At 57.8% G+C, this 20,218-nt stretch carries 22 protein-coding genes and 1 tRNA gene; 12 read left to right on the top strand and 11 right to left on the bottom strand.

The window, feature by feature from the left end; translation table 11 throughout:
* Window positions 1–13 precede the first annotated feature (13 nt).
* Window positions 14–439, bottom strand: coding sequence for a hydroxyphenylacetyl-CoA thioesterase PaaI (paaI, locus tag AB1A62_RS16045; protein WP_366662568.1), 426 nt, complete (start codon window positions 437–439; stop codon window positions 14–16).
* 2 nt (window positions 440–441) lie between these two features.
* The gene (paaG, locus tag AB1A62_RS16040) at window positions 442–1,227 is read right to left on the bottom strand and encodes a 2-(1,2-epoxy-1,2-dihydrophenyl)acetyl-CoA isomerase PaaG (protein ID WP_366662467.1); all 786 of its coding nucleotides are present in this window, start codon (window positions 1,225–1,227) and stop codon (window positions 442–444) included.
* A 127-nt stretch (window positions 1,228–1,354) separates the two neighbouring features.
* On the opposite strand from paaG, the gene paaZ reads away from it, so the two are divergent.
* The 11 genes from paaZ (at window position 1,355) to AB1A62_RS15985 (ending at window position 10,957) form a co-directional block, all read left to right on the top strand.
* Complete coding sequence (paaZ, locus tag AB1A62_RS16035) at window positions 1,355–3,385, top strand: phenylacetic acid degradation bifunctional protein PaaZ (RefSeq protein ID WP_366662567.1); 2,031 nt, start codon at window positions 1,355–1,357, stop codon at window positions 3,383–3,385.
* Between the two features lie 84 nt (window positions 3,386–3,469).
* A complete protein-coding gene (locus AB1A62_RS16030; RefSeq protein ID WP_366662466.1) occupies window positions 3,470–4,270 on the top strand; it encodes a PaaX family transcriptional regulator C-terminal domain-containing protein in 801 nt (266 codons plus the stop codon).
* Between the two features lie 193 nt (window positions 4,271–4,463).
* A tRNA-Met gene (locus AB1A62_RS16025) sits at window positions 4,464–4,540 on the top strand.
* Window positions 4,541–4,637: 97 nt separating this feature from the next.
* Complete coding sequence (locus AB1A62_RS16020; RefSeq protein ID WP_366662465.1) at window positions 4,638–5,837, top strand: integrase; 1,200 nt, start codon at window positions 4,638–4,640, stop codon at window positions 5,835–5,837.
* A gap of 320 nt (window positions 5,838–6,157) precedes the next feature.
* Window positions 6,158–6,952: a helix-turn-helix domain-containing protein gene (locus AB1A62_RS16015; RefSeq protein WP_366662464.1), complete on the top strand. Its 795-nt coding sequence runs from the start codon at window positions 6,158–6,160 to the stop codon at window positions 6,950–6,952.
* Complete coding sequence (locus AB1A62_RS16010; RefSeq protein WP_366662463.1) at window positions 6,927–8,465, top strand: GNAT family N-acetyltransferase; 1,539 nt, start codon at window positions 6,927–6,929, stop codon at window positions 8,463–8,465. The genes AB1A62_RS16015 and AB1A62_RS16010 overlap by 26 nt, the downstream gene beginning before the upstream one ends.
* A complete protein-coding gene (locus AB1A62_RS16005) occupies window positions 8,462–9,001 on the top strand; it encodes an ATP-binding protein (RefSeq protein ID WP_366662462.1) in 540 nt (179 codons plus the stop codon). Before AB1A62_RS16010 ends, AB1A62_RS16005 begins: the two co-directional genes overlap by 4 nt.
* A gap of 253 nt (window positions 9,002–9,254) precedes the next feature.
* Window positions 9,255–9,461 (top strand): hypothetical protein, encoded by a 207-nt coding sequence (locus AB1A62_RS16000; RefSeq protein ID WP_366662461.1) that lies wholly within the window; start codon window positions 9,255–9,257, stop codon window positions 9,459–9,461.
* 92 nt (window positions 9,462–9,553) lie between these two features.
* Window positions 9,554–9,709, top strand: a complete 156-nt coding sequence (locus AB1A62_RS15995) for a hypothetical protein (RefSeq protein ID WP_366662460.1) — start codon at window positions 9,554–9,556, stop codon at window positions 9,707–9,709.
* Between the two features lie 713 nt (window positions 9,710–10,422).
* Window positions 10,423–10,626, top strand: a complete 204-nt coding sequence (locus AB1A62_RS15990; protein ID WP_366662459.1) for a hypothetical protein — start codon at window positions 10,423–10,425, stop codon at window positions 10,624–10,626.
* Window positions 10,627–10,642: 16 nt separating this feature from the next.
* Window positions 10,643–10,957 (top strand): hypothetical protein, encoded by a 315-nt coding sequence (locus AB1A62_RS15985; protein WP_366662458.1) that lies wholly within the window; start codon window positions 10,643–10,645, stop codon window positions 10,955–10,957.
* Window positions 10,958–10,998: 41 nt separating this feature from the next.
* On the opposite strand, the gene AB1A62_RS15980 is transcribed toward AB1A62_RS15985, so the two are convergent.
* Both AB1A62_RS15980 and AB1A62_RS15975 read right to left on the bottom strand, forming a co-directional pair.
* Window positions 10,999–11,430, bottom strand: coding sequence for a hypothetical protein (locus tag AB1A62_RS15980; protein ID WP_366662457.1), 432 nt, complete (start codon window positions 11,428–11,430; stop codon window positions 10,999–11,001).
* Window positions 11,431–11,467: 37 nt separating this feature from the next.
* Complete coding sequence (locus AB1A62_RS15975) at window positions 11,468–12,010, bottom strand: hypothetical protein (protein ID WP_366662456.1); 543 nt, start codon at window positions 12,008–12,010, stop codon at window positions 11,468–11,470.
* Between AB1A62_RS15975 and AB1A62_RS15970 the strand changes: the two genes are divergently transcribed.
* Window positions 12,009–12,380, top strand: a complete 372-nt coding sequence (locus AB1A62_RS15970; protein ID WP_366662455.1) for a helix-turn-helix transcriptional regulator — start codon at window positions 12,009–12,011, stop codon at window positions 12,378–12,380. The two genes, AB1A62_RS15975 and AB1A62_RS15970, sit on opposite strands and share 2 nt — an antisense overlap.
* Window positions 12,381–12,609: 229 nt before the next feature.
* Here AB1A62_RS15970 and AB1A62_RS15965 read toward each other — a convergent pair whose 3' ends face one another.
* From AB1A62_RS15965 to AB1A62_RS15935, 7 genes are all read right to left on the bottom strand, one after another.
* Complete coding sequence (locus AB1A62_RS15965) at window positions 12,610–13,533, bottom strand: hypothetical protein (RefSeq protein WP_366662454.1); 924 nt, start codon at window positions 13,531–13,533, stop codon at window positions 12,610–12,612.
* A gap of 103 nt (window positions 13,534–13,636) precedes the next feature.
* A complete protein-coding gene (locus AB1A62_RS15960) occupies window positions 13,637–14,248 on the bottom strand; it encodes a tyrosine-type recombinase/integrase (RefSeq protein WP_366662453.1) in 612 nt (203 codons plus the stop codon).
* A gap of 161 nt (window positions 14,249–14,409) precedes the next feature.
* The gene (locus AB1A62_RS15955; protein ID WP_366662452.1) at window positions 14,410–14,955 is read right to left on the bottom strand and encodes a type II toxin-antitoxin system VapC family toxin; all 546 of its coding nucleotides are present in this window, start codon (window positions 14,953–14,955) and stop codon (window positions 14,410–14,412) included.
* Window positions 14,939–15,307, bottom strand: coding sequence for an STAS-like domain-containing protein (locus tag AB1A62_RS15950; RefSeq protein WP_366662451.1), 369 nt, complete (start codon window positions 15,305–15,307; stop codon window positions 14,939–14,941). The genes AB1A62_RS15955 and AB1A62_RS15950 overlap by 17 nt, the downstream gene beginning before the upstream one ends.
* A 3-nt stretch (window positions 15,308–15,310) precedes the next feature.
* Window positions 15,311–16,015 (bottom strand): hypothetical protein, encoded by a 705-nt coding sequence (locus tag AB1A62_RS15945; RefSeq protein WP_366662450.1) that lies wholly within the window; start codon window positions 16,013–16,015, stop codon window positions 15,311–15,313.
* 632 nt (window positions 16,016–16,647) lie between these two features.
* The gene (locus AB1A62_RS15940; RefSeq protein WP_366662449.1) at window positions 16,648–17,631 is read right to left on the bottom strand and encodes a GlxA family transcriptional regulator; all 984 of its coding nucleotides are present in this window, start codon (window positions 17,629–17,631) and stop codon (window positions 16,648–16,650) included.
* Window positions 17,632–17,654: 23 nt separating this feature from the next.
* A complete protein-coding gene (locus AB1A62_RS15935) occupies window positions 17,655–20,129 on the bottom strand; it encodes an FAD-dependent oxidoreductase (protein ID WP_366662448.1) in 2,475 nt (824 codons plus the stop codon).
* Window positions 20,130–20,218 lie beyond the last annotated feature (89 nt).

The following is a 20,218-nucleotide window of genomic DNA, read 5'->3' as shown; positions in this document are numbered from 1 at the left end:
CGTCCTCCACACCTTATTCGTCAAACAACTGGCCTTTGACCGCCCGGGAGAAGCCCCGGAACTCGGCGATCTGCTGGCCGTCCTGGTTGGTCACTTTCACGTCGTAAATGCCGCTGCGCCCGGTCAGGGAAATCTCGCGGGCCGTGGCAATCAGCTTGTCGCCCAGCCGTCCCGGCGCGGTGAAGCTGATCACGTTGTGCTGCGCCACGGTCGACTGGTTGCGGCTGTTGCAGGCAAAGGCAAAGGCGCTGTCGGCCAGCATGAAGGTCACGCCGCCGTGGCAGATGCCGTGGCCGTTGCAATGATGCTTGGCGATGGTCAGCTCCAGCGTGGCCTCGCCCTCATCCACATGGGTGATCTCCATCCCCGCCCATTTGGACGCGTGGTCGTCCGCCCACATGGCGGCCGCGGATTTCTCAGCGCGTTCTTTCGGGGTCATGGTCATTTGCCTTTGAATTCAGGGGCGCGCTTTTCCAGGAAGCTGGCAACGCCTTCGGCATAGTCCGCGCTCTCGCCGCAGGTCTTCATCGCGTCCGCCTCAATCTCCAGCTGGTCGGACAGCGTGTTGACCGCCGCAGCCTGGATGCACTGTTTGGTCAGCCCCAGGCCCAGCGTCGGGCCGCTAGCAAATTTCTCTGCCACGGCGCGCGCTTCGGCCATCAATTCGTCATCCGGCAGCGCCTTCCAGATCAGGCCCCAGTCCTCGGCCTTCTTCGCAGGCAGCGGCTCGGCAGTCAGCGCCAGCCCCTTGGCCCGTGCCTCGCCCAGCAGCCGCGGCAAATGCCAGCTGCCGCCGGTATCCGGGATCAGGCCAACCTTGGAGAACGACTGGATGAACTTGGCGCTTTCCGCCGCCAGCACCATGTCGCAGGCCAGCGCCAGGTTGGCGCCTGCCCCCGCGGCGACGCCGTTCACCGCGCAGATCACCGGGAAGTTCAGCTCGCGGATCAGCCGCACCAGCGGCGCATAGAAGGTGCGCACGGTCTGGCTCAGGTCCGGCGGACCATCCATCTTGCGCGGGTCGCGGTCGCCCAGATCCTGGCCGGCGCAGAAGCCGCGCCCGGCGCCGGTCAGCAGCACCGCGCGGACGCCGCCGTCGCGCGCGGCCTCCAGCGCAGCCCGCAGGGCGTGGTGCATCTCCTCGTTGAAACTGTTCAGCCGGTCCGGGCGGTTCAGGGTGATCTCCACCCAGGTCCCGTGGTCCTCAACCAGAATCGTATCGCTCATCGCTCCCTCACCCTGTCAGCGGCGCATTTGACAAACTTCTTGCATAAACCGACCGGACGGTCAATATATCTCAGCATCGGATTCCAGCCAGCCGGCCCCGCGCCGGCCTGATGAAAAGGACGACATGATGAGCCTTCTAGAGATTTCCAGCTTCGCAGCGGGTCAATGGGTCGCACCGGGCGCAGGCGCCCGCAACATCGCCAGCGCCATCACCGGCGAGGTGATCGCCAGCGCCGGCAACGACGCGCTCGACGTGCAGGCGATGCTCGGCTACGCCCGCACGGTGGGCGGCGCCAACCTGCGCAAGCTGACATTCCACGACCGCGCCCGGATGCTCAAGGCGCTGGCAGGCCACCTGAACCAGCACAAGCAGGCGCTCTATGATCTGTCGTTCAACACCGGCGCCACCCAGTCCGACCACATGATCGACATCGACGGCGGCATCGGCACCATGTTCGTCTTCGCCTCCAAAGGCCGCCGCGAGATGCCGGATGCCCATGTCTACCTCGACGGCGATGTAGAGCAGCTCAGCCGCAACGGCACCTTCCTGGGCCAGCACATCTGCACTCCGCTGCGCGGCGTCGCGGTGCATATCAACGCCTTCAACTTCCCGGTCTGGGGCATGCTGGAAAAACTCGCCCCCACCCTGCTGGCCGGCGTCCCGGCCATCGTGAAACCGGCCACCAACAGCTGCTATGTGACCGAACTGGCAGTGAAACTGATGCTCGACAGCGGCATCCTGCCCGAGGGCGCGCTGCAGCTGGTCTCCGGCGGCCTCGGCGACATGCTGGACCATCTGACCATGCAGGACGTGGTCAGCTTCACCGGCTCCGCCAAAACCGCGCTCAAGCTGCGCGCCAACCCGGTGATCCTGGAAAACTCGGTCCGTTTCGTTGCCGAACAGGACAGCCTCAACGCCTCGATCCTCGGTCCCGACGCGCAGCCCGGCACGCCGGAGTTTGACCTCTTCATCAAGGAAGTCAGCCGCGAGATGACCACCAAGGCGGGCCAGAAATGCACCGCCATCCGCCGCATCATCGCACCGCAGGCACAGGTGGACGCAGTGATCGAGGCACTCTCTACCCGCCTGGCGAAAACCCAGATCGGCGACCCGCGCCTGGAAACCACCCGCATGGGCGCGCTGGTCTCGGGCAGCCAGAAACGCGACGTGCTGGAGAAGGCAGCGATCATCGGCCAAGAAGCAGAACGCATCTTTGGCGACCCGGAAAACTTCTCCGTTGATGGCGCCGACGCCGAAAAAGGCGCCTTTGTGCCGCCGATGCTGTTCCATTGCGCCGATCCGGACAACGCCAGCCGCGTGCACGACACCGAGGCCTTCGGCCCCGTCTCCACCATCATGGGCTACCGCGACCTGGGCCACGCCATTGATCTGGCCAACCGCGGCCAGGGCTCGCTGGTGGCCTCTGTCATCACCCACGATCCGGCTGTTGCCCGCGAGGTCGCCATTGGCGCCGGCGCCTATCACGGCCGCCTCTACTTCAACAACCGCGACTCGATGAAGGAATCGACCGGCCACGGCTCCCCCTTGCCCCACATGGTGCATGGCGGCCCGGGCCGCGCCGGCGGCGGCGAGGAGATGGGCGGCGTGCGCGGTGTCAAACACTACATGCAGCGCACCGCCATCCAGGGCTCGCCCGACATCCTGTCCGCGATTGGCGAGAAATGGGTCCCCGGCGGCACCGAGATCGAAGGCCCGGCACACCCCTTCACCCGCAAGTTCGGCGAGCTGTCCATCGGCGAGACCCTGCACACCGCCCCGCGCACCGTCACGCTGGAGGATATCGAGACCTTCGCCCACTTCACCGGCGACACCTTCTATGCCCACATGGACGACGAAGCCGCCAAACGGAACCCGTTCTTCCCGGGCCGTGTCGCCCATGGCTACCTGCTCCTGTCCTTTGCCGCGGGCATGTTCGTGCAGCCGGACGAGGGCCCGGTTCTGGCCAACACCGGCCTCGACAACCTGCGCTTCATGAATCCGATTTTAGCAGGCGAAAGCATCAAGGTCCGCCTCACGGTCAAGAAGAAGACCCCCCGTAACGAGGAATACGGCGAGGTGCGCTGGCACGTCACCCTCACCAACCAGGACGGCGAGATCGCGGCAGAGTATGAACTGCTGACCATGAACGCCTTCTGAGCTTGTGCAAAAGTGGTAGGCAGCGGTAACGCTGCCGCACGCCCGGACTGGTCTAACCAGTCCGGGCGAACTATGTTTATCCCTATGAACGAACAGCATAACCCCTGGTTTGACGCCACCGTCCAGCAGCTGAACGACCCGCAGAACCAGCGGGTTTGGTCGGTGATCGTGTCGCTGTTCGGCGATCTGGCCCAGGACAAGGGCGCCCAGATCAGCGGCGGTGCGCTCACCCGCATCATCACCCCGATGGGGATCAAGCCCGAGGCGATCCGGGTAGCCTTGCACCGGCTGCGCAAGGACGGCTGGATCGAAAGCGAGCGCGCAGGCCGCGCCTCGGTGCATTACCTGACGGAATACGGCCGCAACCAATCCGCAGCCGTCACCCCGAGGATCTATGAACGCAACGCCGCAGCCCCGGGTGAATGGCACCTGCTGATCGCCGAGGACGGTGCCGGCCAGGCCACCTTGGATGAGGTGCTGCTGCTGCCCAGCTATGTGGCCGTGAACCGCACAACCGCCCTGGGCCGCGGCCCGATGCCGCAAAGCCTGGATGACCTGCTGGCGGCCGGCGTCAGCTCCATCGCGGTGCCGGACTGGCTCAAGACACGCCTGTTCCCGGATCACCTGTGCGACGCCTGCGCCGCCCTGCAGCGGGACTTGCAGCAAATCTCCGCGCCGCCTGCGGGCCTGACCCCTGCGCAGACCGGCACGCTGCGGACCCTGATTGTGCACCGCTGGCGCCGCGTGGTCTTGCGCCACCCGGACCTGCCGTCCGGTTTCCACCCCGCCGGCTGGACCGGCGAGTCCTGCCGCGCCCTGGTCTTCGCCCTGCTGGACAAGCTGCCGCGCCCGGATCTCGCTGCCCTGGACGGCCTGTCCGAATAACCGGCGGCGCCATCAGCCTCCCGCTGCCGCAACAGCAGCCGCGCCGGGCTCCGCTTGGGCTAAAGAATGCGCAACCAACTGTAACTTCAATACTTTTCCAGCAGGTTCGAAAAATGTCCGAAGAATCCGCGATTCTTCCGCTTTTCTGCTTGACCCGGCTGGCGGCATTCCGTAAATCGCCTCCACACAGAGCGGCGGAGTAGCTCAGTTGGTTAGAGCAGCGGAATCATAATCCGCGTGTCGGGGGTTCAAGTCCCTCCTCCGCTACCATAACTCACTGTTTTAAAACGATTTTTCAGGATCGTTTGCCAGTGACAAAGCCTCCAGATAAGTTACACACCGTTACACACCGAGCAGGACGTGACGAGTGTCTGGAAATTCAAAGAACAAAATCTCTAAGCTGAAGCAGATCAGAACCGGACTGGCGATCTATCAGACAGGCCGCAGCCCGTTCTGGTTCGTGCGGCTCTGGGATCCGGTTGCGAAGAAATACGTCCGGAAATCAACCAAAGAAATCAGCCGGATAGAGGCAACGGAAGCCGCTATCGAGTTTGCGGATGCGTACAAGAAGAACGTCGATCCATCCCTGGCAGCCGTGAAGGACCGAAGCTTCGAGTCGTATGCCCGCAAGCTTGACGCGTTCAACAAGACCAAGGGCGGGAATGAGCGAAGCTATTCCGACGGCCACAAGATTCTGTTTCGTGAAGGCGACGGCCTGATCTCATATTTCGGTAAATACGACGTCGCCAAAATCACTTCAGGCGAGATGCGGGACTATCTCGTTCATCTCGATTCCCGACGCTCTGCCCCGCTCGCGAACTCGACCAAGGCGAAGCAGTGCATGATGGTAAGGCAGGTTCTTCGACTGGCGTTCGAGGACGGTCTGATCGACAAAATTCCCGAAGCGCCCAAGCTCAAGACGGTAGACAAGCCACGCGTGACCTTCTCGGAGAAGGAATACAAGAAGCTCATGACAGTGGCGCGGGAATGCGCTCAACGCGGTGACATCGTGCGCGGCGTCAAGATGACCCACAAGCATGTCCATCTGTTCGCGTTCATCGTGCACAGCTTTTTGCGCCCGACCGAGAAGGAACTGTTCGGGCTGCGGCACGGCGACGTCGAAATTCGGGGCAACCCCTCGCACTTGGTGATTGACGTGCACGGCGGCAAAACCGGTTATCGCAAGGCTGCGACACTGAAGTTTGCCGAACTGCTCTACAAGAGTACGTACACCGCCGCCATAAAGCCCAATCCCGATGAGTACGTGTTCATGTCGGAGTACAAGAACAGGGCGACGGCAGTCAGCACAGCACGCCGGATCTTCAACCACGTCCTTGATCAGGCTGGGCTAAAATATGACTCGAATGGCAATGCGCGATCACCGTATTCACTCCGGCACTTTGCCTTGCAGTCACGGCTTCGGAACTCGAAGGGCAAGGTCAATATCTACTGGCTGGCGAAGAACGCTGGCACGAGCGTCGAGCAGCTGGAACGGTTCTATTTGAAGAACATGGAACTGAGCGCTGAGCAGGTCGAAAACCTACAGACATTGGGCGACGAAGGCTGAGGCTGTTATATATGTGTAGCGGTATTGCCGTCAGGGCTGAAGGTCGGCAGTGCTACAGAAATCACCATTTGCAGAACTACGGCTCGTGCCTGCAACGCTGAGCTTACGGCCCTCATTGAGGACATTCGCCGCAATCGCAGACTGCAAGGCCTCCACCTTTCCTCTCTTTGATTCATCAAATCTTTTCAATCACTTCGATCCCGGCGAGATAGATACGGATTCTCGACCTAGAGAACCGCCCGTCGAGAATTGTCCTCCGCAATATTCCTTGCGTGGAATGCCCGCGCGGCCTACAAAGACAAAAAACAAAGAGGCATCACATGGGCAGGCTTACCGGGAAAATTATTGAAGCGCAGGCGGTAGAGAGCGGGAGAGGCACAGCGCGGGTCGGAGCTGAGTTGAAAAGGCTGCGCATTCTGGCGGGTGTCACGCAAGAGCATGTTGCCGCTCGCATGAACGTCCAGCAGGCCGCGATCTCCAAGATTGAGAACGGCGGCGACATTTACCTCAGCACCGTAGAACGCTATGTGGAAGCTCTTGGTGCTTCGCTGCGACTGAACGCGCATTTTCCAGTCGATGCCCCGATTGCTGCTCGGTTGCAGAGCACTCCTTTCGACATTGAGCAAGGTCACGATGACCAACTCGTCCTTCCAATCCTCGCGGACGAACCATTTAAGTCACAACGCGACGTGGTGTTGTCTATCAAGCCGGTCTATTCCGAGAAGATCCTCGCAGGTCAGAAGACGGTCGAATTGCGCCGCCGTTTTCCTGTTGCGGCTCCGCAAGGGGCCTTGGCTTACATCTATTCTAGCTCCCCAGTTAAGGCGATGGTCGGCACGGCTTCGATCCGAGATGTCCTGAAGCTTCCGGTGGAGCAAATTTGGACTGAATTTGAAAGCACAGCCTTTATTGAGCGGCCGTTATTCGACAAGTATTTTGAGGGGTTGGATTATGGCTACGCGCTTGTCTTTGGTGACGTGAAATCATTCACCCGTCCGCTGCCGCTTCACGAACTTAGAGAGAAATTCGGCTTTGAGCCGCCACAGTCATTTCTTTATGCCAAGCAAAATCTGAGAAAGGCACTTCAAGATGAGCCATCAAGCGTATCTCATTGATACGAACATCCTGATCGGGCTCGAAGACAATCACACAGTTGAAGCGGCTTATGCGAGATTTCTCGCGCTCGCTGCGACCCATAAGGTAGATGTCTACGTTCATGAGGCTGCGAAGGATGACATCGCCCGCGATGCGGACGCGAAGCGCCGCCAAATCTCGCTGAGCAAGATTGAGAAGTATCAGCTGCTAAAGAAGCAGCGCGGCTTGAAACGATCCGATCTCGAAGCGGACTTCGGACCGCTGAAGAAACCGAACGATGTTGTAGATGCGACTCTTCTTCACACGCTTGAAAAGGGGGCCGCAGACTTCCTTGTCACGCAGGACAAAGGCCTGCATCAGCGCGCCCAGAAGCGTTCACCCGATCTTGCCCGACGTGTCCTGTTTGTCAGCGACGCTACGGAACTGCTTGTCCAGACATACGAGCCGAAGCAAGTGCCAATCCGCCACGTTGGGAAGGCGGAAGCACATGAGATTGACAGCAAGGACGCGTTTTTCAACAGCCTTCGAGAGGGCTATCCGGAATTCGATGACTGGTGGCGAGACAAGTGCGTAAAGCAGCACCGATCTTGCTGGGTGGTTTACGATAACGACCAGTTGGCTGGGCTGATCGTACGCAAAGACGAAGACGCCATGGATACCGATGCGATCACAAAGGCTGAAAAGATTCTCAAGATTTGCACTTTCAAGGTCGCGCCGGAAAATCGGGGGGTGAAGCTCGGCGAGCTGCTTCTGAAGCAAGTCCTCTGGTATGCCCAAACCAACAAATACGATCTCGCATATCTGACGACCTATGATGAGCAAGTCGCCTTGATGCAGCTGCTGGAATACTATGGGTTTCGGAATGCGGGACAGAACGCCAACGGCGAATACATCTATGAGCGAGATTTTTCCACCGCAGCTCTGACATCGCAAGATGACAAAGGCGACTTCGAGCTGGCGCGTGAGCACTATCCACGTTTCGTTCTTGGCCACGATACACCCGGCTTTGGCATTCCGATTCAGGAGGCATACCACGATACGCTTTACCCGGACCTTTATCGCCCGGTTCAGCCGGACCTTTTTGGAGGTGGGTCCCGCGCCGAGACGATCACGAGGCCGGGCAACACGATCCGAAAGGTATACCTCTGTCGCGCCCAATCGAAGCTAGGGCCCGCTGGATCACTCTTGTTCTTCTACAAGAGCACATCGAAGAATCCCCCGTCGCAGGCCATCACCGCTCTTGGCGTTCTGGAAAGCGTGACGTTGGCCGGATCGACCAAAGACCTCATGCAACTGACAGGCGGCCGTTCCGTGTACAGTGAGGCGCAGTTGGAGAAGTGGAAAGCGACACCAGAGCGGCCAGTCAAGGTCATCAACTACTTGCTGGTTTCATATATCGATCCGGCGGTGTCGCTTGAAGAGTTGCGAACCATGGGCGTGATAAAGGGCCATCCTCAACAGTCGATCTACAGACTGAGCCCGGCGTTGACCGCCGGTCTGGTGGAGCGAGCAAACTTGGATTTCGAGGTATGAGCCAGCAGATCGTCGCATTTACTGGAATTTCCGGCGTGGGAAAGACCACCTTTTTGCGTCGGCTCGCGAAGCTAATCGACTTCCAGCACGTCACCGGTGGCAGCCTTATTGCCGCTGCGCGCGAAGCTGCACCAGAAGCCAGAGACGCTATTCGCTATGCTGACCTTGATGACAACCAGCGCCTCTTGGTCCAGGGTTTTGCGCTTACACGTGATCCAAATTCAGAATTGGTAGTGATGGACGGGCATGTAGTCATTGACGACGGGCAAGAGTTGGCAAAAATTTCGAGTGAGGTTTTCAGGGCGCTTGGAGTTTCAGTCATGGTGCATCTGGAAACCGAGCCGGAACGGATTTCTGCAAACCGAGAAGGGGATACATCGCGGTCTCGGCCAACTTATCCATCAGATATTCTTCTACAGCACCAGCTGATTTCGCGTTTGCACGCTCAGGCCGTCGCCGACAGTATGGCTATCCCTTTTTACATCGTCACGCACAACGATACTGAGCAGTTGGCTAGACTTCTTGTCGCCAAGTAAGCCATGCGTTCGCACCTAAAGACGGCTTTCCGCCCTTCATCTCTGGACCGGCGCGGCACTGCGCCCTGAACGGAGGTCTGCACCGGGCTGCCGGAGTTCGAATGAATTTGCACCTTTGCGGCTGGGAATAACTGCTCATGAATAGCACTCACGGTGAAACGAAGCTGTGATTTCGGACAGTCGTTCTCGCAGTTGACTGGCCCCTCCCGCCTGATAGCAAGAATCCATGAACAGCTTGCCATCAAGTACGGCCATGAAAACCGAAGTGTTCGTTGTCGTGAAATCGATCAACAGCCTAGGCCAGATTGAAGCGTCCGTTGAGTGCATGCACGTGGCGCTGTCTGGCCCGCTTCTGGAGAGCGAAACCGTGTTTTCGAGCAGAGCAAACGCGTGCGCGGAACGAAATCGTCTGGAGGGCTTTCCAGATGCGGATTCCGATGCCAACGAGAGCGGAATCTAACCCGAAAGGCCAATGCCTCCGGTCGATGTAGGTTTTAACCCATTCAAAATTCGCCCATTTCCTCCTCGAAGGACTGCGAAGCAATCATCGAAATGAGCCGTAAGGCGAGTGAAGATGATTTCACCCTGGAGAAAATTGTTCTGGAGAATTCTTCATCTACAACCAGCACCCAAGCCTTGAGACTTTGGGGTTCCATTCACCAAGCTTCGCTTGGTCAGGCTTCGCCTGAACGAAAATCTTTAGAATGAAAATCTTGTTCATCAACCAACCTGAACCAGACCAACCTGATCCAGGCGTAGCCTGGCAGGCGCTTTGCGCCTGAACCTCATGTAGAAAAACCTTTAAGAGAAAATTTCATTGTCATGATTTTAGACACACTTTCCCTGTCCGCAGGGAGAAGTGTCATGGACCGTCATGCAGAGCACAGTAAACGATTCAACCGTTTCGGTTGGCGCGTGGAGGCTATCCTGTCTCACGCTACGTTTGCCTTTCAAACAGCGGACGACTTCTGATCGAACAGAGAACCATCACACTGTGCCCGCGTTCAGGTCCGTCGCGTGGGTACTTCCCCCACCCTTGCAAGCGACTTGTATCCCGGACCTCTTGCCTTCCGGTATGAGAGTGGGTCGTTCTTTCTGGGGCTATCCCTGAGCGTGCCGGAAGTGTTTCACTCCTCCCGAACGGCTCACCACTAACTTACTCTCCTGTACCGCTCGAGTGGCGGAACTCAGTTAGACGGAAATCGCATCACCTGACCCTTGAGTTATGGTCAGCACTGCGCACGGCCGCGCTGCTGTGCTGATACGAGTATTTATGCAGCCGCGACCGAAAGTTTCGTCGCGATCCGTTGCTATTTTCAACCAAATCCCGCAAGAAAATTTCACTCCCAAGCCGTGCACGTACCACGCTGCCACGCCCCGTAACGCTCGCATAAATACGATAAAGAACAGGGGGTTACACCATGAGCAGCAACACGACACCGATGAACTTCCGCGTCCCGGCCAATCTCAAGGCCGACTTCGAGCGCACCTGCCGGTCTTTGAACTTACCGATGACAGCTCAGCTGATTTTCATGATGCAATCCTTCGTTGAAAGCGACGCGGCTAAGCAACGTCAAAAACTTGACGACGACAACGGCCCACTGCCGTTCTTCATCACCAACTGAGAACGGGGTAGAGGACATGAAGACATTCACCGAATTTCTGGATGAACAACAGCAGATCGACGAGGGTATAATCCGGTCTGGATCCATCGCTACACTTGCCGCCCGTTCTGCCGCCTCAGGCAATATGGCTGAGAAAGCGTACAGAAAGGGGCTAACTGGAATGACTACTCCACTTGAGCGAGATGATGTCGCGGCTAGGCTGGACCGCGTAGATGCCGCTCTTACAGCTCTGCTGGAAGGCAACATATATCAGCGGCGTCAAGCTGGAAGCCATATCGCACTAAGCGTCGCTGCCCATCTTGGAAATCGACAGAAGCGGCAGCGAGCTTGAAATGACAGGCTAGCATAGGTGCACCAGCTTACGGGTTCGGATTACCGAATAAGGCACTGCACCTCTATCGGAGGGATCACCTTCTTGACGAATTCCTTACCGCCATCCACTTCATAGACAACAGCACTTACAAATGCTTGACGGTGTTCGATACGGAGAACGAGTTCAACAGAGTTCGACCCTCCCTCGAGTTTGTTTAACACAGTCGGCGTCTTAATGTTAACGTGCCAGCCGCTGCTGCCAGTAATGTTCCAGAACTTATCTATTCGGAGCACCTTCGACTTGTGAGGCCCATTCTGAAGAAGCCCTGCAACTATCGCTTCTGCCTGACCTGTGTCGTTGAAAAATTCAATTTTTACGTTGTTTTCTTGAAGACCTTGGCAAACGCCCATTGTAGGCCGGTCATCACCGGCCATAAGCGCTGCAGGCAGTAGGCTTAGAAGCCCAGCGGCAAAAAGCACTGTATTTTTCATATTTGCTCTCACATTTCGCGAATTAACATCCGCCCCTTCAAAACCGAATTTTGAGCAACTCCGCCCCCGGGATCTCGAGGTAGTACTCAAAAATCGGGCTTCCGATCACGATGGCGCCAAGCCGTGTGACTTCACCGCCCGCCCCTTCGACGAAGATGTCCACATCGTTTCGACCGCCAAAGATGACGACCGGCGAAATCCTCGTGTCGACGACCTTGAACTGCCCCAAATCGTTGTCAGCCAGAAGTTTTTCAAACTCGCTTGTTATTGCGGATTCTGATGTTGCGAACACGGAATACCCAACAAGCAACAAGCAAATGGCACCGACCATGAGCTTCTTCTGCTTGCCGTCAGAACTTGAGGTGTCCCCACCAAGACTTGCTTGAGATAGAGGCGTCCCTGCCAATGCCGGATCTGCCCTCGGGAAGAAAAAGAGTACCGGCAGAGAGAGGAGAGGCGAAAAAAGAACCGTACAAGCCCCCCATAGCAGCGGGTTCTGTCCTCGCTTTAGGGCCATGGAGCGCGCAAGTACCACACCGCCGATGTAAACAACAAGAAATACTATAGTTGGCAATCCCATGTTCGTTCCCTCATCCTACCCCACTCAATCTGGGTGGTTTGACAGTATTCACCCCCATTTTGGGAGTAAACCCATAACGAGGGTAGCTGGTCTTGTCGAGTTACAAGGCAGGACCATCTTGGCCGGAAGTGTTCACTCAGATGCTTATCGGGATTTTCTGAGAGCCTTGGTTGCGCTCAGAAAATCCAGAGGCTTGTCTCAAGCTGAACTGGCTAAATTGTTGAGCAAGCCTCCCTCGTTCGTTGGAAAATACGAACTTGGAGAGCGCCGCCTCGATGTCGTTGAACTGATGGTTATTTTGCAGGTGCTTGAGAGCGAGTTTGAACCGTTTTGGAATGGAGCCGACATCTCGCTGCCAAGCAGGTTGTAAGTCGCCTCTTTTCAGGCGAACGACGCTCATTGCATTTTCAAAAAATGTGTTACCGCCAAGTCAGCCCACGAGCACATCCGCTGCCGTCGCCTTCCGTCCATAGCGTTGGAAACGCGCTAGGACGTTCTCGACCCAAAGCAGTTTCATCTCTTAGAAACAACGTGACACTGAAATGCGATCCACAACCGCGGTGCAACGTGCACGGGGTACTATTACTTCTATAAGAGCGTCACTCATCGGCACTGTTTTCAGCTAAGTACTTCTCACGACGGTTGTGTAACACCGCCGTGGTCTCCGTGTCCCAGTCGCTCTCGCTGAACCAATCAGCATTCAACACCTTAAAAAACTCGGGCGGGCTGGCTTTGGCGCTGGCCAAAGCCTCTTCCAAGTCTGAGTAGATTCCAATCTTAGGGGGCTTGAGCTTCAACTCGGCCCGCAGCTTCTTATTGTCATACTGCTTCCATTCGGAAGAAGCGGATTTGTAGTCTGCAATAGCCTTTCGAGCAAATTTTCCCAAAACATAGTCACGCGCTTTTTGTTTATCCCGCCCGATCCGGTCATACTCCTTCTCAAAGAGACCGCTATCCACAACCTCAAGGAACGGCACCTTCTTCTTGAGTGTTTCCAGCGCAGTCATCACTTGCTCGTAGCTGTCGCCCTGAAACTTCAGTCCCTTAAGAGCACGGACGTCAACTTCCACTGAGAACAAAGGTTTGAAAGCACTATTTTTTCGATCTTTCCTTAAGCCGATTACGTCATCGATCCATGCGTTTGTCAGAACGATACCCGGACGAACTGCCGCGAGCACCAGAGCAAACTCCTCATCACTCAGCGAGGTAATCCGGTACAGCACAGTCCAGGCCGTAGTGATCGAGAACTCGGCGAAGTGTTCTCTAAGCCGTTCGCTCTTTGCAACCTGAATCAGCTTGCTCGCCTTGCTCTTCGTAAAACCAACTTCCGACAAAAGAGCCTGCATCTCGTCAGAACTGAGAGCATACTGCCGCTCTGCTTTCTCGAGAATGCCCGCGATATCCCACCAAGCTGTGGCACTTTCCGAGAGCTTTTTCCGGATACGTTCAGCGAATGCCCTCACGCCTTCCGTGTTCTTTGCAGCATCTTCAAAGTGCTTCTCGAGCGTGCTTTTCTTAGCCATCGCAGTGCAGCCCCCTACCTCTTGTCAAACCGCAGACCATTTCCGATCGGAAACGATTTCCTAGTGTGTAAACCTCTACAGCTTCCCCTAACGCCCAGTCCTGTTAGATCATTTGGACGAGACGCCGTTTCGCGTCCGTGTCACCCTCAATGTATCGCTGCGTCATCGTCAAGCTAGAATGACCGGCTAGCTCCTGCACGTCACGCAAAGAACCGCCTGCCTGAACCACCTTTTTTGCGGCATTGGTGATAAATGTTCGCCTTCCACTGTGGGAGCTTGCGCCGACAAAGCCAAGAACGCGGTACCAGCGATGAAACATGTTCACGATGACCTGAGCGGGAGTGCTGTCACTTCGCTCAGTACAGATGATTGCCCGCTCAGGCAGTGGCAGCGCATCCCGTCTCTGGCGTTTGGCCACACAAACTGAATGCCACACCTCGAGCACTTTGCGAAGTTCCCGGTTCATTGGGATGATGCGGCCAGATCGGCCTTTGCTGGTTCGATCTGTTAGTTCAATGTGGTCGGCAATCTCGCCTTGCGAGTTCAGCACTGATGACCAGCGCAGACCGGCAACCTCTTTCGCTCGAAGACCGGCCTTCACCGTCAACAAGAAAATGACCTTGTTCCGATCCGAGTTTCGACCAGTTTCCAGATGCCTCAGCATTGCCTGAACCTGAGCGCTCGTGAGTACTTTCGCCTGCTTGCCCTGTGCCATCGTGAACCCATTAGAAAATTGCATTTACGTGCAAGATTCTAACAGGTCCATCCCACCTGAAAAGCGGTATGCCAAAAATAGTTCATAAGTTCAGTGATTTAACAAAACTGATTAGGGAAGATAAGTTCCATAATCAGTTCGCCACACTCTACCCGCATCGGCTACGCGCGTTTTTTTAGAAGCCATTTGTTTCCGGTCACCACAGCCAGTCCGCAGTCTGCGTAGTCCCCATCATCTGTGACGAGAACACCATTTAGGCTGTGGCAGCTTTCACGGATGGATATGTCGGTAAGATCCATCAATCCTTCCGCGGCTTCTTCAATGCGCTTGCAATAGTGGTCTTCCGATACCGATGTGCAGATAAATTTGTTCTCTTCGACCATATTCAGACACGTATCCCGAACTGATTCCATACGGTCGAGGAAATCTGCGGTCTTCCTGACCTTCTTGAAGTCGCGCATTGCCTGATCTTTTGGATGGCTAAGCCTGTACTCCATGCGGCAAGCGAGGTTGAAGTACTCACTCAGAACTTGGTCTGTCACCACAAACTCATTCTGCTTCTTCAGCGCTTCGGAGTAGAAATTACTGTACGGGCGAACCTCCGGACGCGGATCAAAACCGTTAATAAAGATCCAAACATTCGTGTCCAAAATGATGCTACGGTTCTCGAAGGGGCAGCCAGCGTTAACGTCAAATATCGTCGTCATGTCCCTCACCAAGACTATCTCGGATTGCGCGTGACACTTCCGCTTCATTAGCGAAATACTGTTTCGCCCGGTCGACCACCAGCTTGAGCCGCCGAAGGTGCCAATCCTCGAAATCAACAGGTGGGGCAAGATGTCTTCTGATCGTTGCCTCCGGGAACTCTCCGTAGAGCTGTCCGACGGCGGCGTTTAAAAACGCCGTTGTCATTCGGGTCACTCCCGAAAACGACAACACCGCCCTATCCCCTCTCTGAACCACGTTTTGGACTTCACTGTAAACTTTCTGCCCATCGTCAGCCGCGACGCAAATTCCTCCGCCGACGATTCTTGCAATTGAAATATTCACGTCACGCATGGTTCACCATATGTCGGTCGGGTTAATCGGGGCAGCAAGAGAGTAGGACTTAGTGTCAGCCGTATCAATCTCTAGCACTGCTACGGTTCCTGGGAAAGCGGTGCCAAGGCGCGCCTTTCGAACGTTTTTTCCTTCAAGTTCCCAGTACCCCCCGCGAGATACGAAGATCAAACGCCCCCCATTCTTACCAATAAAATCTTTAAGTAAGCCTAATCCCAACCCACCCGGAATATCTCCGTGTCTGGACGTGTTGCCGGTTTCCATAGCCCAGTTGATCGCATCGGCGTCCTGCTCAAATTCTATTCCTGAAGACGCCAGTGACACAGGGATGCCAACGCCTCCGTCGGAGATCGTAAATAGCAACCGCCGCTCATTCGGAAACAACTGACCCGCCGCATACACCTTCACCTTTGACTTTGAATGAAGTGAACAATTCGCGAAAAGCTCATCAATCGCTTCTAAAAAGCGCTCCCTGAGAGCTTTCGACATTTTCGGCATGGTCTTGCGAGCGAGTTGATCGCGAGTGTAAGCCGCAAACTCTACTTCATCCGATAGTTCGAACGCGGTCACAGGGATTGTTGTACCGTAGGTATCGTTCGCCGACTGAGCAAGTGTCCTATTCTTTTGGAGAATTAGCTTCACCTTAGGGCGCAGGTCCAGCATAGAGACTTGGTTCCCTTGCTGGCGACTCAGGTTGACCAGCGTCATCAGAGCGCTTCCCAAGTCCGCATCGAACCAACTCAGTGAACTGCAATCAATCCGCAAGTCAGAGTCTCTATGCTCGCTCATCAGGCCGTGTAGTTTCCCCAGCGCTAGAAACCCGCTTCTTCCAGTGCGAACCTGCGATGCCGGAAACTCAATTGTAACTTCATTCATGCCCGAGCCCTTTGAGGATCTTGTAGCCATCGAACGGATAGCCCTACAAGGAGGTCAACGCCAGCTCAGTCCTGCAACAATCAAAAATTTCCTGACCTTGTAGCCCGGGCCATTTCCGAAGGAACTTTCAGCAGCGCTGTCGAAGCATTCAGTGAGTAACTGCGCCAGTTGGCAACGATTGCGGCGCATCCAGTGAGCCAGTACAGCGCCACCATCCGAGATTTGATACACACCAAATTACACAAATAACCTTAAACTACTGTTTTTATTGTACGTCCTCGCTATCATAATCCGCGTGTCGGGGGTTCAAGTCCCTCCTCCGCTACCACCCTTTCCGAAATGACAGAATGCACGGCAGCACAGATTGCGCTGGTGCGGACGCGTTTCACCATCCGCTCCATCATTTTGCATGAAGTTCAGAAGCTGCGCTTCCCGCGCGGCTGAAACGCCCCCGCGAACAGCCGTCAGAACGGCCGTTCCTGATGCGGCGACTTGCCGAAATACCGGCGGTAGACCTTGGCGAAATGAGTCTGGCTGTTAAAGCCGGAGGCCAGCGCCACGTCGATGATCCGCATGTTGGTCTGCAGCAGCAGGCTGCGCGCATAATCCAGCCGCAGCCTAGTGTAATAGACCTTGGGCGTTGTCTGCAGGTACTTGGAAAACAACCGCTCCAGCTGGCGCACCGACAGGCCGACCAGACCGGCAATGCCGCCGGGGGTCAGCGGCTCCTCCAAGTTGCTGCGCATCAGGCTGAGAGCTGCAGCCAGCTTCTCATGCCGCACACCGGCGCGCCCGAACTCGGACACCGTCTGATCCTGGCTGCCCTTGCGCGCGGCAGAGCAGACCATCAGATCCGCCGCCGCCGTCGCCACATCCGAGCCGTGATGATCCGAGATCAGGTTCAGCATCATGTCGACCGTCGCGGTGCCGCCGGCGCAGGTGATCAGGCTCCCGTCGATGGTGAACAGCGAGCTTTTCACCTCCACATCCGGATGCATCTCCGCCAGCGTGGCCCGCTGCGCCCAATGGGCAGACGCCTGGCGCCCGGACAAAAGCCCCGCCCGCGCCAGCGCCATGATACCGCCGCCAAGCGCTGCCATCGGCAATCCCATCCGCTGCGCCTTCCTGAGCCAGCCCAGCACCTTCAGCGAAATCCCCGGCTCCACCCCCTGGCCGCCGCAGACAAAGATCATGCTGCCGCGTGCCAGCTCCGGCAGGCCGCCGTCAACCGCGACCCTCAAACCGTTGGGAGCCGTCGCCGGCAGCCCGTCCTCGCTGACCACGCGCCAGTCATAGCGCGCGGTCCCGTCGTGTTTGTTCGCCGCCTCCAGCGCCGCCACCGCGCTGGACAGGTCCAGCGGCGAAAAGGTGGGCAGCAGCAGGAAGATGCAGCGGCAGGCCGGCACGGCCCGGGCCGCTTCGGGGAGCGTCCGCATGGGTCTGGTCATGGTGTCTGCTCCCCTTGCGTGGATCAGGCGCGCATGTTGGCGCCGTTGGCGTCGTAGACCGGCGCGCCCAGAACCTCGGCGTCATACATCTCGCCCAGGATCTCGACCTGCAGCCTGGTGCCGGCCTCCGCGTGCTCTGCCGAGACATAGCCCATCGCCATCGAGGTCTTTGCGTGATGCGCATAGCCGCCGGAGGAGATGTAGCCCACAGCCTCGCCATCCTTCAGGATCGCCTCGTCGTTCGACACATCAATGCCGTCCACGTCGATGGTCATGGTGACCAGCTTGCGGCTCGGGCCGGCTTCGCGGGCCGCCACCGCGGCCTCCTTGCCAACGAAATCCTTCTTCCAGTTGATGAAGACATCCATGCCGCTTTCCGCCGCGTCGAAATCGGGGCGGAAGTCAAGGGTCCAGACGCCCCAGCCCTTTTCCAGCCGCATCGACATCAGCGCCCGTGCCCCGTACCAGCGGTAGCCCAGATCAGCACCCGCCTCCTCGATCGCTTCCGCCAGGCGCAGCAGATACTGCGGCTTGCAGTAGATCTCATAGCCCAGCTCGCCCGAGAAGCTGATCCGGTTCAGGATCACCGGCACGCCGCCCACAAAGGTCTGGCGCAGGTCGCGGAACTTCATGGCCTCGCCCGAGACATCCTCACGGGTGATCCGCTGCAGCAGCTCCCGCGATTTCGGACCCGACAGCGCAATGCCGTGCCAGTCGTCGGAGACGTTCTGATAGGTCACATCCTCCGGCAGATCCTTCTCGAACCAGCGGCGGTGCGCCTCCTGCATCGCACCGGAGCCGAACAGCATGAAATGCTCTTCGCCCAGGCAGGCTACGGTCAGATCGCCGTACAGCTTGCCCTTCGGCGTCAGCATCGGGGTCAGCGTCAGGCGGCCCGGTTTCGGCACGTACCCCGCCAGCACACGGTCCAGATAGGCCCGCGCGCCTGCACCCTTGAACTCATGCTTGGCAAAGTTGGCAACCTCGATGCCGCCCACCGCCTCACGCACCGCCTTGACCTCGCGCGCCACGTAATCATGCGAGCGGTTGCGCTCGAACGTCGGCTCCTCATGCGCATCCTCGGGACCATCTGCGAACCACAACGCGTTTTCCAGGCCAAAACCCTGGCCCATGCGCGCGCCCTTGGCGACCAGGCGGTCATACAGCGCAGTGGTCTTCTGCATCCGCCCCTTCGGCAGCGTCTCGTTCGGGAAGGTCATCACGAAGCGGCGTTCATAGTTCTCGGTCGACTTCACGGTGCCCCAGTCGGGGGTCGCAAACTCGCCGAACCGCGCAACATCCATCGCCCAGACGTCGATGGACGGCTCGCCGTCGATCATCCACTCCGCCATGGTCAGGCCCACACCGCCGCCCTGGCAGAAGCCCGCCATCACGCCCACCGCGCACCAGTAGTTCTTCATGCCCGGCACCGGGCCGATCATCGGGTTGCCGTCGGGGCCGAAGGTGAACGGCCCGTTGATCATGTCCTTGATGCCCGCCTCGCCGATTGCCGGGATGCGCTCAAACGACATCTCCAGACGGTCGGCAATCCGGTCCAGATCGGGCTGCAGCAGCTCGTGGCCGAAGTCCCACGGGGTGCCGCCCACCTTCCACGGGGTGCCCTTGGGCTCATAGGTGCCCAGCAGCATCCCCTGGCGCTCCTGCCGGAAATAGATGTTGGCCTCGTAGTCGATACCGGCCGGCAGGCGGGTCGGGTGGTTCGCCACCGCGTCGATCTTGTCGGTGATCAGGTAATGATGCTCCATCGGCTGCACCGGCAGGTTGATGCCCTGCATATGGCCGACCTCACGCGCCCACAGACCGCCGCAGTTCACAATGTGCTCCGCGTTGATCACCCCGCGTGGGGTCACCACGTCCCAGCTGCCGTCCGGGCGCTGGGTGGTCGCGGTCACCGGCGTGTGGGTGAAATACTGCGCGCCATGCACCTTGGCAGATTTGGCGAATGCATAGGTCGCACCCGACGGGTCCAAATCGCCGTCCTGATCATCCCACAGCGCCGCGTGGTAGTGTTTCGGGTCGATCAGCGGATGGCGCTCTGCCACTTCCTTGGGGCTGATGAACTCCTGGTTCAGCCCCATGTAGCGCGCCTTGGAGCGTTCCCGCTTCAGGTAGTCGTACCAGGTCTTGTTCGACGCCAGATAAAACCCGCCGGTGATGTGCAGGCCGACCGAGTGGCCCGAGGTCTCCTCGATCTCCTTATAAAGGTCGATGGTGTAGGACTGCAGGCGCGAGATATTGGGATCGGACGAAATCGTGTGGATCTGCCCCGCCGCGTGCCAGGAGGAGCCGGAGGTCAGCTCGTCACGCTCCAGCAGCACCACGTCCTTCCAGCCGAACTTGGCCAGGTGGAACAGGATCGAGCAGCCAACCACACCGCCGCCAATGATCACCGCCTTGGCGTGGGTGGGCAGCTTCTTGTCGCCGGTGCTCTCCTCCTTGTGGATGTTGAGCGTCGATTGGGCAAAATTGTCTGACATGGGTTTGTCCTCAGGTCCGGGGCAAAGCGCGGGATTTGCGGCAAAAGGCACCAAGGGGGTGCACAGGGGGTGTACGGGGGGGGCACAGG

The organism is Leisingera sp. JC11, assembly GCF_040704725.1.
Classification (GTDB): Bacteria; Pseudomonadota; Alphaproteobacteria; order Rhodobacterales; family Rhodobacteraceae; genus Leisingera.
The sequence above is the reverse complement of the archived record's forward strand: the minus strand, read 5'-3'. Positions and strand labels throughout refer to the sequence as shown.

What these genes read in the sequence shown, in the direction of transcription:
- paaI (WP_366662568.1), bottom strand. Translation starts at nt 439, where the DNA reads ATGACCCCGAAAGAACGCGCTGAGAAATCCGCGGCCGCCATGTGGGCG.
- paaG (WP_366662467.1), bottom strand. Translation starts at nt 1,227, where the DNA reads ATGAGCGATACGATTCTGGTTGAGGACCACGGGACCTGGGTGGAGATC.
- paaZ (WP_366662567.1), top strand. Translation starts at nt 1,355, where the DNA reads ATGAGCCTTCTAGAGATTTCCAGCTTCGCAGCGGGTCAATGGGTCGCA.
- AB1A62_RS16030 (WP_366662466.1), top strand. Translation starts at nt 3,470, where the DNA reads ATGAACGAACAGCATAACCCCTGGTTTGACGCCACCGTCCAGCAGCTG.
- AB1A62_RS16015 (WP_366662464.1), top strand. Translation starts at nt 6,158, where the DNA reads ATGGGCAGGCTTACCGGGAAAATTATTGAAGCGCAGGCGGTAGAGAGC.
- AB1A62_RS16010 (WP_366662463.1), top strand. Translation starts at nt 6,927, where the DNA reads ATGAGCCATCAAGCGTATCTCATTGATACGAACATCCTGATCGGGCTC.
- AB1A62_RS16005 (WP_366662462.1), top strand. Translation starts at nt 8,462, where the DNA reads ATGAGCCAGCAGATCGTCGCATTTACTGGAATTTCCGGCGTGGGAAAG.
- AB1A62_RS16000 (WP_366662461.1), top strand. Translation starts at nt 9,255, where the DNA reads ATGAAAACCGAAGTGTTCGTTGTCGTGAAATCGATCAACAGCCTAGGC.
- AB1A62_RS15995 (WP_366662460.1), top strand. Translation starts at nt 9,554, where the DNA reads ATGAGCCGTAAGGCGAGTGAAGATGATTTCACCCTGGAGAAAATTGTT.
- AB1A62_RS15990 (WP_366662459.1), top strand. Translation starts at nt 10,423, where the DNA reads ATGAGCAGCAACACGACACCGATGAACTTCCGCGTCCCGGCCAATCTC.
- AB1A62_RS15985 (WP_366662458.1), top strand. Translation starts at nt 10,643, where the DNA reads ATGAAGACATTCACCGAATTTCTGGATGAACAACAGCAGATCGACGAG.
- AB1A62_RS15980 (WP_366662457.1), bottom strand. Translation starts at nt 11,430, where the DNA reads ATGAAAAATACAGTGCTTTTTGCCGCTGGGCTTCTAAGCCTACTGCCT.
- AB1A62_RS15970 (WP_366662455.1), top strand. Translation starts at nt 12,009, where the DNA reads ATGTTCGTTCCCTCATCCTACCCCACTCAATCTGGGTGGTTTGACAGT.
- AB1A62_RS15975 (WP_366662456.1), bottom strand. Translation starts at nt 12,010, where the DNA reads ATGGGATTGCCAACTATAGTATTTCTTGTTGTTTACATCGGCGGTGTG.
- AB1A62_RS15965 (WP_366662454.1), bottom strand. Translation starts at nt 13,533, where the DNA reads ATGGCTAAGAAAAGCACGCTCGAGAAGCACTTTGAAGATGCTGCAAAG.
- AB1A62_RS15960 (WP_366662453.1), bottom strand. Translation starts at nt 14,248, where the DNA reads ATGGCACAGGGCAAGCAGGCGAAAGTACTCACGAGCGCTCAGGTTCAG.
- AB1A62_RS15955 (WP_366662452.1), bottom strand. Translation starts at nt 14,955, where the DNA reads ATGACGACGATATTTGACGTTAACGCTGGCTGCCCCTTCGAGAACCGT.
- AB1A62_RS15950 (WP_366662451.1), bottom strand. Translation starts at nt 15,307, where the DNA reads ATGCGTGACGTGAATATTTCAATTGCAAGAATCGTCGGCGGAGGAATT.
- AB1A62_RS15945 (WP_366662450.1), bottom strand. Translation starts at nt 16,015, where the DNA reads ATGACGCTGGTCAACCTGAGTCGCCAGCAAGGGAACCAAGTCTCTATG.
- AB1A62_RS15940 (WP_366662449.1), bottom strand. Translation starts at nt 17,631, where the DNA reads ATGACCAGACCCATGCGGACGCTCCCCGAAGCGGCCCGGGCCGTGCCG.
- AB1A62_RS15935 (WP_366662448.1), bottom strand. Translation starts at nt 20,129, where the DNA reads ATGTCAGACAATTTTGCCCAATCGACGCTCAACATCCACAAGGAGGAG.